Here is a 12,286-nt window from a genome sequence, read left to right on the forward strand (position 1 = left end):
CGCGGGCGAGCCTACCCGCGCGCGTCGGCCTCGCGGTCGGGGCTCCGCAGACAGCAGAACGGCCCCGGGCCGGAGCCTCGGGGCCGTTCACCGCTCTTCGGAGCGGACTGTCTCAACCAGTAATGGTTGGCTGGTGATCACTCACCGACCAGCGTGCGCGAGGGGGGACTTGAACCCCCACGCCCTTTCGGGCACTAGCACCTCAAGCTAGCGCGTCTGCCATTTCCGCCACCCGCGCTGGTCCGGTTCCTCCGCCGTGGCGGGGCAACCGAGAGACGACGATAGCACGTTCCGAGGTGCCGCCAGCACGCGGGGTAGCGTGGTCGGCATGGCAGGCCAGGAGCAGCTCAGCGAGACCGCCCGCATCGCCCGAGACCTCATCCGATTCGACACGACGAACCACGGCGAGGGGCGCAGCAACGGCGAGACGGAGGCGGCCGAGTACGTCGCCGCGATCCTCTCCGAGATGGGGCTCGAGCCCGAGCTCATCGACGCCGCGCCCGGCCGCACGAGCGTCGTCGCGCGCGTCGAGGGCTCGTACGCGAACCCCGTCGACACCGCCCGCGGCGAGCGCCCGGCCCTCGTCGTCCACGGCCACCTCGACGTCGTCCCGGCCGACCCCGCGAACTGGTCGGTCGACCCGTTCGGCGGCGAGATCCGTGACGGGATGCTCTGGGGGCGCGGCGCCGTCGACATGAAGAACATGGACGCGATGATCCTCACCTCCCTGCGCGAGATCCTCGCCGGGGGAGGGCGGCCCAACCGCGATCTCGTGGTCGCGTTCTTCTCCGACGAGGAGAACGGCGGCGCCTTCGGCGCGCACCACCTCGTCACCCACCGTCGGGAGCTCTTCGCGGGCGCGACCGAGGCCATCAGCGAGGTCGGCGGCTACTCGGTCGACATCGAGGGCCAGCGCGCGTACCTGCTGCAGACGGGCGAGAAGGCCCTCGTCTGGATCCGCCTGCGCACGCGCGGCACGGCGGCGCACGGCTCACGGGTCATCCGCGACAACGCCGTGACGAAGCTCGCCGAGGCCGTCGCCCTGCTCGGGCGCCGTGAGTGGCCGGTGCGGCTCACCGGCACGACGACCCAGCTGCTCGCCGAGCTCTCGCGCATCCTGGGCACCGACCCGGAGGCCGTGGGCGCCGACGGCTCCGGCGCCGACGAGCTGCTGCTGCGCACGGGCACCGCGGCGGGGTTCCTCACGGCGACCCTGCGCACGACGAGCAACCCGACGCTCCTGAAGGCCGGCTACAAGCACAACGTCATTCCCGACACGGCCGAGGCGCTCATCGACATCCGCACCCTGCCGGGCGAGGAGGACGCCGTGCTCGCCGAGGTGCGCGCGATGCTCCCGGACGAGGTCGAGATCGAGGTCGTGACGCGAGACGTGGGGCTCGAGAACCCCTTCTCGGGCGCCCTCGTCGAGGCCATGGTCGCGACACTGATGCGGCACGATCCGGAGGCGCAGGTCATCCCGTACCTGCTGAGCGGCGGCACCGACAACAAGGCGCTCAGCGAGCTCGGCATCACCGGCTACGGCTTCGCGCCCCTGAAGCTCACGCCCGACCTCGACTTCCCGGCGATGTTCCACGGCGTCGACGAGCGCGTGCCGCTCAGCGCCCTCGACTTCGGGCACCGCGCCCTCACCGACCTGCTGTCGACCTACTAGGAGCCGCGTGTCCCTCCTCGAAGCGATCATCCTCGGCCTCATCCAGGGCCTGACGGAGTTCCTGCCGATCTCCTCCAGCGCGCACCTGCGCATCGCCGGCGAGTTCCTGCCGAGCACGACCGACCCGGGGGCGACGTTCACCGCGATCACGCAGATCGGCACCGAGCTCGCGGTCCTCCTGTATTTCTGGACGGACATCACGCGCATCATCGGGCGCTGGTTCCGGCACTTCTCGCCCTCCTCGGGCGTGCCGCGCACCGACCCCGACGTGCGCATGGGCTGGCTCATCATCATCGGCACCGTGCCGATCGTTCTCGTGGGCTTCTTCGCTCAGGAGTACATCCGCTCGACCTTCCGCTCGCTCTGGCTCGTCGCGGTCGTGCTCATCGTGTTCGGCCTCATCCTCGGCGTCGCCGACCGGCTCGGGCGCCGCACGCGCGAGCTCGACGAGCTCACCTATCCGCACGGCCTCCTCTACGGCGCCGCGCAGATGCTCGCGCTCATCCCCGGCGTCTCGCGCTCGGGCGCGACGACGACGATGGGCCTCGCGCTCGGCTACACGCGGCCGGCGGCTGCCCGCTACGCGTTCCTGCTCGCGATCCCCGCGGTGTTCGGCAGCGGTCTCTACGAGCTCGTGACGGCGATCCGCGAGCCGAGCGCGAGCCCGTTCGGCTGGTTCGACACGCTCGCGGCGACGGTCATCGCGTTCGGCGTCGGCTACCTCGTCATCGCCGGGCTCATGCGGTACATCTCGACCCGGTCGTTCCTGCCGTTCGTGATCTACCGCGTCGTGCTCGGCACCGTGCTGCTCATCCTCCTCGGCGCGGGAGTCATCGACCCTCTCTAGCCCGAGCCGAGCATCCGCCGCCGCTCGCCCGACTGCCCGCCCGCCCGCCCGCAGAATTCAGGAACCCTGCGCCCCATGGCGCGCTGACGGGATACTCCACCGGCGTGTCGCACGCGGTGCCCGCCCAGGACTCCCGAGTCGTGGAGGTGTCAGCGAGCGCACGGGCAGCTCGCTCGACTCGCGGCAGACCTGAGCCGCGCGAACTCGCTCGCGGCGTCGCGCGTGCACGTTCTCCGGAGATCGGGCGCCGCGCGCGTCGCAGTTGCGCGACACCCCGCACCGGCAGCACCGGATCTCCGGAATTGTTGCACGCGCCCGCGGGCTGCCCGAGGGCGGTGGAACACCGTCGCTCGTTCCGAACGTGTCGGAGGGCGCGCACCTGGCCGGACGTCAGCCGGAGGACGCGAGCCGCGAGCCGCGGTACTCGCGACGCGAGAAGTGCCTGCGCCCCTACGCGGGCGGCTCGCTCGCCGACTGCGGCGGCTCGTCGTCGCCGCGCTTGCGCAGGTAGCGCTCGAACTCCTGCGCGATCGCCTCGCCGCTCGCCTCGGGCGCCTCGACGGCGTCGCGCGCCCGCTCGAGCGAGACGATGTACGACTTCATGTCGTCGTCGTCCTCGGCGAGCGCGTCGATGCCGTCCTCCCAGGCGCGAGCCTCGTCGATGAGGTCGCCGCGGGGGATGGTGACGTCGACGAACTCCTCGAGCTTGTCGAGCAGGGCGAGCGTCGCCTTGGGGGAGGGGGCGTTGTGCACGTAGTGCGGCACGGAGGCCCATAGCGACACGACCGGGATCCCGACCTCCTCCGCCGCAGCGGCGATGATGCTGAGGATCCCCACGGGACCCTCGTAGGTCGAGCGCTCGACGCCCAGCTCCTCCCGCACCTGCGCGTTCTCGCTCGTGGAGTGCACGGTGATGGGCCGGGAGTGCGGCACGTCGGCGAGCAGCGCGCCGAGAATGACGATGCCGGTGATGTCGGCCGTGAGCGCCTGGTCGATGGTCTCGGTCGCGAAGGTGCGCCAGCCGCGCGAGGGCTCGGTGCCCAGCAGCAGGTAGATGTTGTCGTGGTTGGTGCCGCTCACGTCGAGGATTCGCTCACCGGCCGAGCGCTCGGGCGCGATCTCGCGCGGCAGCCCATCGTCGTTCGCGGGGCCGTAGAAGGTGACCCCGGGCCACCGCACGCGACGCCGGCCCTCCTCGTCGAACTCCACGGTCGGGCGGTTGAGCTGGAAGTCGTAGTAGTCCTCGGGGTCGACGTCGGCGATGGGCACGACGTCGAGCACCTCCTTGAGCGCCTTGACCGCTCCGCTCGCCGCCTCGCCCGCGTCGTTCCAGCCCTCGAAGGCGACGACGAGCAGTCGCCCGCCTCGGAACAGGTCGCTCTGGGTCACGTCGCTCGCTCTCGGTCGAGCGCCGCCGGCCCGTCGCCCGCAGCGCGGTCTCCACAATAGAACGCAACTAGACTGGCCCGTCGTGACCGCACCGAGTCGAACCCCCGCCGCGCCGGCCGCAGTCCTGTGGGACATGGACGGCACGATCGTCGACACCGAGCCCTACTGGCTCTCCGCCGAGACGGAGCTCGTGGCCTCGTTCGGCGGCGTCTGGACGCAGGAGGACGGCCTCCGGCTCGTCGGCTCGGGCCTCCTCGACGCGGCAGGAGTGCTCCAGGACGCCGGGGTCGCGCTCGCGCGCGAGGAGATCATCGAGCGCCTCACCGACCACGTCATGGAGCAGATCGAGATCGCCGTGCCGTGGCGCCCGGGGGCGCGCGAGCTGCTCGCCGCGCTCCGCGCCGAGGGCATCCCGAGCGCTCTGGTCACGATGTCGCTGCGGCGCATGGCGCTGCGCGTCGCCGCGGCGATCGGCGAGGACGCCTTCGCCGTCGTCATCGCGGGCGACGACGTGACGAACGCGAAGCCGCACCCCGAGCCCTACCTGACGGCCGCCGATCGGCTGGGCGTGAGCATCCGCGACTGCGTCGCCATCGAGGACAGCGAGTTCGGCCTCGTCTCCGCCGTCGCCTCGGGCGCGGCGACGATCGGCGTCCCGTGCCACGTGAGCCTGCACGAGGCCCCGACCCACGAGCTGTGGACCACGCTCGACGGCCGCGGCATCGCCGACCTCGGCGCCGCGCTCGAGCGCCACCGTCACCACCGCGCCACGACGGGAGCCCCCGCATGACCCTCCGCCGCCAGTCCGGCCCGTTCATCGAGGGCGACCAGGTGCAGCTCACCGACCCGAAGGGCCGGCTCAACACCGTGACCCTCGAGCGCGGCAAGGCCTTCCACAGCCACCGCGGGGTGCTCCCGCACGAGTCGCTCATCGGCCTCCCCGACGGCAGCGTCGTCGAGAACTCCAGCGGGGTGCCCTACCTCGCGCTGCGCCCGCTCCTGAACGACTTCGTCATGTCGATGCCGCGCGGCGCCGCGATCGTCTACCCGAAGGACGCCGGCCAGATCGTCGCGATGGGCGACGTCTTCCCGGGCGCGACGGTCGTCGAGGCGGGCGTGGGCTCCGGCGCTCTGTCGCTCTCGCTCCTGCGCGCGATCGGACCGACCGGCCGCCTGCTGAGCTTCGAGCGCCGCGAGGAGTTCGCCGACATCGCCCGCGGCAACGCCTCCGCTTTCCTGGGCGAGGCGCCCGCGAACTGGACGATCACGATCGGCGACCTGCAGGCCTCCCTGCCCGAGACGTGCGAGGACGGCACGGTCGATCGCGTCGTGCTCGACATGCTCGCCCCGTGGGAGTGCCTGGAGGCCGTCGGCGACGCCCTCACGCCGGGCGGCGTCCTCGTCGTCTACGTCGCGACCGCCACGCAGCTGAGCCGCGTCGCCGAGGCGATCCGCGCCGCCGAGCGCTTCACCGAGCCGCTCTCGAGCGAGACGATGGTCCGCGGCTGGAACGTCGACGGCCTCTCCGTCCGCCCCGACCACCGCATGGTCGCCCACACGGGCTTCCTTCTCACCGCCCGCCGGCTCGCCGACGGCACCGCGCGCTTCGTCAAGGCCAAGCGCGGCAGCAAGACCGAGCACGGCGATGAGGATGTCGAGATCTGGACCCCGGGCGCCCTCGGCGACCGCATCGCGAGCCCCAAGCGCCTCCGCAAGGCCGTCCGCGAGGCTCAGTCGCTCGCCGAGCGCTCGGCGAAGCGCGCAGGCGACGCCCCGGTAGAGTTCTGACGGCCGCACCCGATCCGAGAAGAGGTTCCGTGCGCACTTCCGCACCCGCCATCATCCTGACCGCCGCACTCCTGGGCACGCTCACCGCGTGCGCCCCGTCGGGTGCCGAGGCGTGCGCGCCCGCCGTCCCGACCGGTGACCAGCCGAGCTACGTCGAGGCGACGGGCGAGCTCCTCTCGCCGCCCGAGGTCGAGTTCCCGACTCCGCTCCTCAGCGACGGGCCCGAGCAGGCCGTCCTCGTTCCGGGCGACGGCGAGACGGCTGACGCTGGCCAGATCGTCGACCTGCAGGTCAGCCTCTTCGACGGCGAGACCGGCGAGCTCATCACCGCCTCCGAGTACGACCCGGAGGCCGCGCCGCTGCGTCGCACCGCGGGCGCCGAGATCGACGTCATGGCCGAGGCCGTCCAGTGCGCCGAGGTCGGCTCGCGCATCGCCGTGACCGCCACCATCGCCGACGTGTTCGGCGCCGGCGCGCTCGACCCGCAGACCGGCCTGGAGGACGGCGACCCGGTCGTGCTCGTGATCGACGTCCAGGACGCCTACCTCGCGAAGGCCGACGGGGCGCCGCAGCTCGGCGCATCGGGCGTCCCCGCGGTCGTGACGACGCCCGAGGGCGTACCCGGCATCACCATCCCCGACGAGGACCCGTCGGCCGAGCTCATCGACCACGTCCTCGTCCTCGGCGACGGTGCCGCGCTCGAGGCCGGCGACCGCGCCGTTCTCCACTACACGGGCGTGGTGTGGGAGACGGGCGAAGTGTTCGACTCCAGCTGGGAGCGCGGCTCCGCCTCGACCTTCCCCGTGGTGAGCTTCGAGGAGGACCCGCAGGGCATCGTCCCTGGCCTCGCTCAGGCGCTCGAGGGCAAGACGGTCGGCTCGCAGGTCGTCGTCGTCATCCCGCCCGAGCTCGGGTACCCCGAGGGCCAGGCGCCCGCGTCGATCCCCGCGGGCTCGACCATGGTCTTCGTCGTCGACGTCCTCGGCATCGAGGAGTAGTCGGCGCATGGCCGGGCGACGGACGACGGTCGACGCGGCCGGCGCCGCGCGCCGTCGCGTGCCGCCCGAGCAGCGGCAGTTCAACCTGATCCTCGCGCTCATGGCGACGGAGCAGGGGCTCACCAAGCAGGACATCCTCTCGACCGTCGCCGGCTACGCCGAGCGCTTCGACGACTCCTCCGACCGCGCGAGCCTCGAGCGGCAGTTCGAGCGCGACAAGGAGGACGTCCGCGAGCTCGGCGTCCCGCTCGAGACGGTCGATCAGCCGGGCGCCGAGGGCGACACGCGGCTGCAGCGGTACCGCATCCCCAAGTCGCTCTACCAGCTGCCCGACGACATCGAGTTCTCGGCGGAGGAGGTCGCACTGCTCGGCCTCGCCGCGCAGGTGTGGCGCGAGAGCTCGCTGTCGGAGCAGTCGCGCCGCGCCCTCACGAAGCTCAAGTCGTTCGGGCACGCCGTCGAGCAGAGCGTCATCGGCTTCGCGCCGTCGATCCGCGCCAGGGAGGCCGCGCACGACCCGCTCGCCGAGGCGATCGACCGCCGTCGCCGGGTCTCCTTCCCGTACCTCAAGCCCGGGGCGGCCGAGCCCGAGCTGCGCAGCGTCTCGCCGCTCGCGCTCGTCAACCACGAGGGGCGCTGGCACCTCCACGCCCACGACGAGGGCGTGGATGCCCCCCGCACCTTTCTCCTGCGCCGCATCGTCGGCGCGGTCCGCATCGACGACGTCGAGGCTCGGGCTCCTCGCCCCGACGAGGCCGCGCGCGTGCAGCGCGAGCTGCAGGAGGTGTTCGAGCGGACGACCGCCGCGGTCGTCCCGCGCCCCGGCAGCGAGGCGGATGTCGTCCTGCGCAATCGCGCCGGCACCGTCGTCGACGGCGAAACCCTCATCGTCCGCACGACCGACCTCGCCGTGCTCGCGGAGGAGCTCGCGGCCTTCGGCGCCGACATCCGCGTCCTCGGCCCCGAGCCGCTGCGCGAGGCCGTCGTGGAGCGCTGGCGCCGGGTGGTGAGCGCGCATGGCTGAGCGCAGGCCGCCGCAGCGCGCGGGCGACAAGCTCGCCCTGCTGCTCGGGCTCGTGCCGTACCTCATCGACGAGGTGCGCGTGAGCGTCGCGGAGGCCGCCGCGCAGTTCGACGTCAGCCCCGAGCAGATGCGCGCGCTCGTCGGCTACCTGACCGGCACGGGCGACCCGGGGCCCGAGGGGCTCTACCTCGCGCAGGGCCTGTTCGACATCGACTGGGACGACTTCGAGGAGCGCGACGTCATCCGCTTCCGCAACGCCCCGCTCGACCAGCGCCCGCGTCTGTCCTCGCGCGAGGCCGCGGCCCTGCTCGCCGGCCTGCAGGCGGTCTCGGCGATGCCCGGCTTCAGCGAGCGCGCCGATGTCGAGCGCCTCATGACGAAGCTCGCCCGCGGCGCGAGCGGCGAGGTCGCCCCCGTCTCGGTGCAGTCGCGCACCTCCGACGCGCTGCGCGAGACCGTCGCGGCGGCCGTCACGGCGGGGGAGCGCCTGCGCATCGACTACGTGACCACGCGCGGCGACCGGGAGGAGCGTGACGTCGACCCGATCCGGCTCGAGTCGGTCGACGACGTCTGGTATCTGCGCGGCTGGTGCCTCACGCGCGACGCCGAGCGCACCTTCCGGCTCGACCGCATGGCGAGCGCCGAGGCGATCGGCCCGGCCGAGGAGCACGCGCCGAGCACGACCGACGCGGGCGAGCTGTTCCGGGGCGACGCCGGCGACCTGCTCGTGACCGTCGAGCTGCCCGCGAGCGCGCTGCCGCTGCTGTCGGACTACCTCGGAGCAGACGACGCCGTCGAGTACGCGGGCGATCGCGCGATCGCGCGCATCCCTCTCGCCCATGAGGGCGTGATCGGCCGCCTCGCGGCCCGCATCGCGGGCGTCGGGGCGATCACCGATCCGCCGGATGCCCGACTCGCCGCCGCGCGATGGGCCGATGACGCTCTCGCCGCGGCGGAGCAGCGTCACGGCACGGGATCGTCTGAGCGAGTGCTCGGCCCGGGCACGGGGCCGACCGCTTAGACTCGAGACTCTCCGACCCCTTCCCGTGAGGACGACCACCCATGTTCGGCAATGCATTCACCGGCTGGCACGCGATCATCCTGCTCGTCGTCATCCTGCTCCTGTTCGGGGCGCCGAAGCTCCCGGCTCTCGCGCGCAGCCTCGGCCAGTCGATGAAGATCTTCAAGAACGAGGTGAAGAACCCCGACGCCCCCGCCGATCCGGCCCCGTCGACCGCCCCGAGCGCGGAGGGGACCGACACCGCCCCCAAGTCCTGACCGGTGGCGGTCCGTCCCGCCCGGCCCCGTAACGCCGAGGGCCGGATGTCGCTCGGCGAGCACCTCGTCGAGCTGCGCAAGCGTCTGACCATCACGGCCGTGACGATCATCCTCGCGGCAGTGGGGGGGTGGTTCCTCGCCGATCCCGTGTGGGCGGCGCTCAGCGAGCCGCTGAGGGTCGTCGCCGAGGCTCAGGGCCGCGATGCCACGATCAATTACACCGCCGTCACCGAGGCGTTCGACACGAAGCTCGTCATCGCCCTGGTCCTCGGGGTCGTCATCGGCTCGCCGGTGTGGCTCTATCAGCTCTGGGCCTTCATCGTTCCCGCGCTGCACCGCCGCGAGAAGCAGTACGCCGTGGGCTTCCTCGGCGCCGCGCTCCCGCTGTTCCTCGCCGGCTGCGCCGCCGGCTGGTTCGTGCTCCCGCACATCGTCGAGCTGCTCACCGGCTTCGCCGCTGAGGGGACCGCGACGCTCCTGACCGCGAAGGTCTACCTCGACTTCTCTCTCAAGCTCATCCTCGCGATCGGTATCGGCTTCGTGCTGCCCGTCGTGCTCGTGGTGATGAACTTCGCCCGCGTGCTCATGGGCGCGAGCATCCTCAAGGGGTGGCGCTGGGCGATCCTGGCGATCACCCTCTTCACCGCGTTCGCGACGCCCGCCGCGGACATCATGTCGATGTTCATCCTCGCGATCCCGATGGTGGGGCTCTACTTCCTGGCGGCCGGGATCGCCGTCCTCAACGATCGACGGCACGCCAAGAAGGACGCCGCCCTCGCCGCGGAGTACGGCATCGACGCGGCCCCCGCATGAGCCCGTCCTCAACGAGCGGCGCCGGCGGGGTCGCCCCCGAGCCCAGCCCGGCCGAGCGATTCGCCGCCGCGCGGGCGCTGCGCGAGCATCCCCGCCTGAAGGCCTTCCGCGACCAGCTCGCGTTCGATCTCGACCCCTTCCAGCAGGCCGCGTGCGCGGTGCTCGAGGAGGGGCGCAGCGTGCTCGTCGCCGCACCGACCGGCGCCGGCAAGACGATCGTGGCCGAGTTCGCGGTCTTCCTCGCGATGTTCGACCCGCGCGCGAAGATCTTCTACACCGCGCCGATGAAGGCGCTCAGCAATCAGAAGTACAACGAGCTCGTCGCCCAGTACGGCGCGAGCGAGGTGGGCCTGCTGACGGGCGACACGAACATCAACGCATCCGCGCGCATCGTCGTCATGACGACCGAGGTGCTGCGCAACATGCTCTACGCCGACTCGGCGCTGCTCACCGACCTGCGGTACGTCGTCATGGATGAGGTGCACTACCTCGCCGACCGGTTCCGCGGGGCGGTGTGGGAGGAGGTCATCATCCACCTCCCGCTCCCGGTGCGGCTCATCTCGCTCAGCGCGACCGTGTCGAACGCCGAGGAGTTCGGCGACTGGCTGCAGGCCGTGCGCGGCGACACCGACGTGATCGTCTCCGAGACGAGGCCCGTGCCGCTCGAGCAGCACGTGCTCGTGCGCTCGAAGCTCGTCGACCTCTTCGACTCGAGCGGGCAGGCCGCGACGAACCGGGTGAACCCCGAGCTCGTGCAGCTCGCGAAGGCCGGAGGGCACGCGCCGCACCGCGGCCGGCAGCATCACCCCCGCCGGTGGGAGAAGCGGCCCGGCGCCGACGGCAAGGCCGACCGCGCCGAGATCGCCGCGATCCTCGCTCAGCGGAACCTCCTGCCGGCGATCTTCTTCATCTTCTCCCGCGCGGGCTGCGACGGCGCGGTTCGTCAGCTCCTGCGGGCCGGACTCAAGCTCACCGAGTCGTGGGAGCGCGAGGAGATCCGCCAGGTCGTCGAGGAGCGCTGCCGCACGCTGCGCGACGACGACCTCGCCGTGCTCGGCTACTGGGAGTGGCTCGACGGCCTGCAGCGCGGCGTCGCCGCGCACCACGCGGGGTTGCTGCCCGCGTTCAAGGAGGTCGTCGAGGAGCTCTTCCAGAAGAAGCTCCTCAAGGTCGTCTTCGCGACCGAGACCCTCGCGCTCGGCATCAACATGCCGGCCCGCACGGTCGTGCTGGAGAAGCTCGAGAAGTTCAACGGCGAGGCGCGCGTGCCGATCACGCCGGGGGAGTACACGCAGCTCACCGGCCGCGCGGGCCGTCGCGGCATCGACACCGAGGGCCACTCGGTCATCCAGTGGACGGGCGGCCTGGACCCGCAGGCCGTCGCCTCCCTCGCCTCCCGCCGCACGTACCCGCTCAACTCCAGCTTCCGGCCGACGTACAACATGGCCGTCAACCTCATCGAGCAGTTCGGCCGGCAGCGCACGCGCGAGATCCTCGAGAGCTCGTTCGCGCAGTTCCAGGCGGACCGGGCCGTCGTCGACCTCGCCCGCACTGTCCGCAAGCAGCAGGAGTCGCTCGCCGGATACGAGAAGAGCATGCAGTGCCACCTCGGCGACTTCGGCGAGTATGCCGCGCTGCGCCGCGAGCTCAGCGACCTCGAGCGCGAGCGCGCCCGCACGGGCGAGCAGGGCGGTCGGGGCGAGCGCGATCGCCGCCAGCGGCAGATCGAGGGCGTCCGCTCGCGCATGCGCAAGCACCCCTGCCACGGCTGCGCGGACCGCGAGGCCCACTCCCGGTGGGCCGAGCGCTGGTGGCGGCTGAAGCGCGACAGCGACAAGGTGAGCCGGCAGATCCGGGGCCGCACGGGGGCCGTCGCGCAGGTGTTCGATCGCGTGACCGAGGTGCTCGGCGAGCTCGGCTACCTCGTGAAGGACGAGCACGGGCGTCTCGGGCTCAGCGCCGATGGCCGAGCCCTCCGCCGCATCTACGGCGAGCGCGACCTCCTCGTGGCCGAGAGCCTGCGCCGAGGGCTGTGGGACGATCTCGACGCTCCCGCCCTCGCCGCGATGGTGTGCGCGATCGTCTTCGAGGCCCGGCGCGACGACGGCCAGGCGCCCGAGTACGCGCTCCCGCGCGGGCCGTTCCGCGTCGCGCTCGAGCGCACGCAGCTGCTCTGGGCCGACCTCGACGACCTCGAGCACGCGCACCGGCTGCCCGGGTCGAACCCGCTCGCGACGACGCTCGCCCTGCCGATGCACAAGTGGGCGAGCGGAGCCCAGCTCGAGGTCGTCCTGCGCGACGCCGACCTCGCCGCGGGCGACTTCGTGCGCTGGTGCAAGCAGACGATCGACCTCCTCGACCAGATCTCGCTCGTCGCCGACGGGCAGGTCGGGCGCACCGCGCGCGCGGCCCTCGACCGGGTGCGCCGCGGCATCGTCGCCTACAGCTCGGTGGCGTGAGCATCCGCCGCCTCGACG

Annotated in this window: 11 protein-coding genes and 1 tRNA gene; 10 read left to right on the top strand and 2 right to left on the bottom strand. The window is 72.3% G+C overall.

Features of this window, described 5'->3' with window-relative positions; genetic code table 11:
* Positions 1-154 precede the first annotated feature (154 nt).
* Positions 155-238, bottom strand: a tRNA-Leu gene (locus tag ASC54_RS11575).
* Positions 239-328: 90 nt separating this feature from the next.
* Here ASC54_RS11575 and ASC54_RS11580 point away from each other — a divergent pair.
* Positions 329-1,672 carry a M20/M25/M40 family metallo-hydrolase gene (locus ASC54_RS11580; RefSeq protein WP_055861415.1) on the top strand — a complete coding sequence of 448 codons (1,344 nt, stop codon included), beginning with the start codon at positions 329-331 and terminating at the stop codon, positions 1,670-1,672.
* 7 nt (positions 1,673-1,679) lie between these two features.
* Positions 1,680-2,519, top strand: a complete 840-nt coding sequence (locus tag ASC54_RS11585) for an undecaprenyl-diphosphate phosphatase (protein ID WP_055899155.1) — start codon at positions 1,680-1,682, stop codon at positions 2,517-2,519.
* A 450-nt stretch (positions 2,520-2,969) separates the two neighbouring features.
* On the opposite strand, the gene ASC54_RS11590 is transcribed toward ASC54_RS11585, so the two are convergent.
* A complete protein-coding gene (locus ASC54_RS11590) occupies positions 2,970-3,908 on the bottom strand; it encodes a PAC2 family protein (protein ID WP_055861419.1) in 939 nt (312 codons plus the stop codon).
* Positions 3,909-3,990: 82 nt separating this feature from the next.
* Here ASC54_RS11590 and ASC54_RS11595 point away from each other — a divergent pair, with 82 nt between their 5' ends.
* The 8 genes from ASC54_RS11595 to ASC54_RS11630 are packed head-to-tail and all read left to right on the top strand — an operon-like array spanning position 3,991 to position 12,268.
* Positions 3,991-4,698 carry an HAD family phosphatase gene (locus ASC54_RS11595; protein WP_255357382.1) on the top strand — a complete coding sequence of 236 codons (708 nt, stop codon included), beginning with the start codon at positions 3,991-3,993 and terminating at the stop codon, positions 4,696-4,698.
* Positions 4,695-5,696, top strand: coding sequence for a tRNA (adenine-N1)-methyltransferase (locus ASC54_RS11600; RefSeq protein WP_055861422.1), 1,002 nt, complete (start codon positions 4,695-4,697; stop codon positions 5,694-5,696). Before ASC54_RS11595 ends, ASC54_RS11600 begins: the two co-directional genes overlap by 4 nt.
* Before the next feature lie 29 nt (positions 5,697-5,725).
* Positions 5,726-6,694 carry an FKBP-type peptidyl-prolyl cis-trans isomerase gene (locus ASC54_RS11605; protein ID WP_055861425.1) on the top strand — a complete coding sequence of 323 codons (969 nt, stop codon included), beginning with the start codon at positions 5,726-5,728 and terminating at the stop codon, positions 6,692-6,694.
* 7 nt (positions 6,695-6,701) lie between these two features.
* A complete protein-coding gene (locus ASC54_RS11610; RefSeq protein ID WP_055861428.1) occupies positions 6,702-7,718 on the top strand; it encodes a YafY family protein in 1,017 nt (338 codons plus the stop codon).
* Entirely contained in the window at positions 7,711-8,739 is a 1,029-nt protein-coding gene (locus ASC54_RS11615; RefSeq protein ID WP_055861431.1) for a YafY family protein, read from the top strand. Before ASC54_RS11610 ends, ASC54_RS11615 begins: the two co-directional genes overlap by 8 nt.
* Positions 8,740-8,780: 41 nt before the next feature.
* A complete protein-coding gene (tatA, locus tag ASC54_RS11620) occupies positions 8,781-8,996 on the top strand; it encodes a twin-arginine translocase TatA/TatE family subunit (protein WP_055861434.1) in 216 nt (71 codons plus the stop codon).
* Between the two features lie 45 nt (positions 8,997-9,041).
* Entirely contained in the window at positions 9,042-9,809 is a 768-nt protein-coding gene (gene tatC / locus ASC54_RS11625; RefSeq protein WP_055861437.1) for a twin-arginine translocase subunit TatC, read from the top strand.
* Positions 9,806-12,268 (top strand): RNA helicase, encoded by a 2,463-nt coding sequence (locus tag ASC54_RS11630; protein ID WP_055899158.1) that lies wholly within the window; start codon positions 9,806-9,808, stop codon positions 12,266-12,268. Before tatC ends, ASC54_RS11630 begins: the two co-directional genes overlap by 4 nt.
* The last annotated feature ends 18 nt before the right edge of the window (positions 12,269-12,286 follow it).

It is taken from the genome of Yonghaparkia sp. Root332 (assembly GCF_001425665.1).
In the GTDB taxonomy this organism is placed as follows: domain Bacteria; phylum Actinomycetota; class Actinomycetes; order Actinomycetales; family Microbacteriaceae; genus Microcella.

Coding starts and splice junctions, on each gene's coding strand:
- ASC54_RS11580 (WP_055861415.1), top strand. CDS start 329: ATGGCAGGCCAGGAGCAGCTCAGCGAGACCGCCCGCATCGCCCGAGAC.
- ASC54_RS11600 (WP_055861422.1), top strand. CDS start 4,695: ATGACCCTCCGCCGCCAGTCCGGCCCGTTCATCGAGGGCGACCAGGTG.
- ASC54_RS11610 (WP_055861428.1), top strand. CDS start 6,702: ATGGCCGGGCGACGGACGACGGTCGACGCGGCCGGCGCCGCGCGCCGT.
- ASC54_RS11615 (WP_055861431.1), top strand. CDS start 7,711: ATGGCTGAGCGCAGGCCGCCGCAGCGCGCGGGCGACAAGCTCGCCCTG.
- tatA (WP_055861434.1), top strand. CDS start 8,781: ATGTTCGGCAATGCATTCACCGGCTGGCACGCGATCATCCTGCTCGTC.
- tatC (WP_055861437.1), top strand. CDS start 9,042: ATGTCGCTCGGCGAGCACCTCGTCGAGCTGCGCAAGCGTCTGACCATC.
- ASC54_RS11630 (WP_055899158.1), top strand. CDS start 9,806: ATGAGCCCGTCCTCAACGAGCGGCGCCGGCGGGGTCGCCCCCGAGCCC.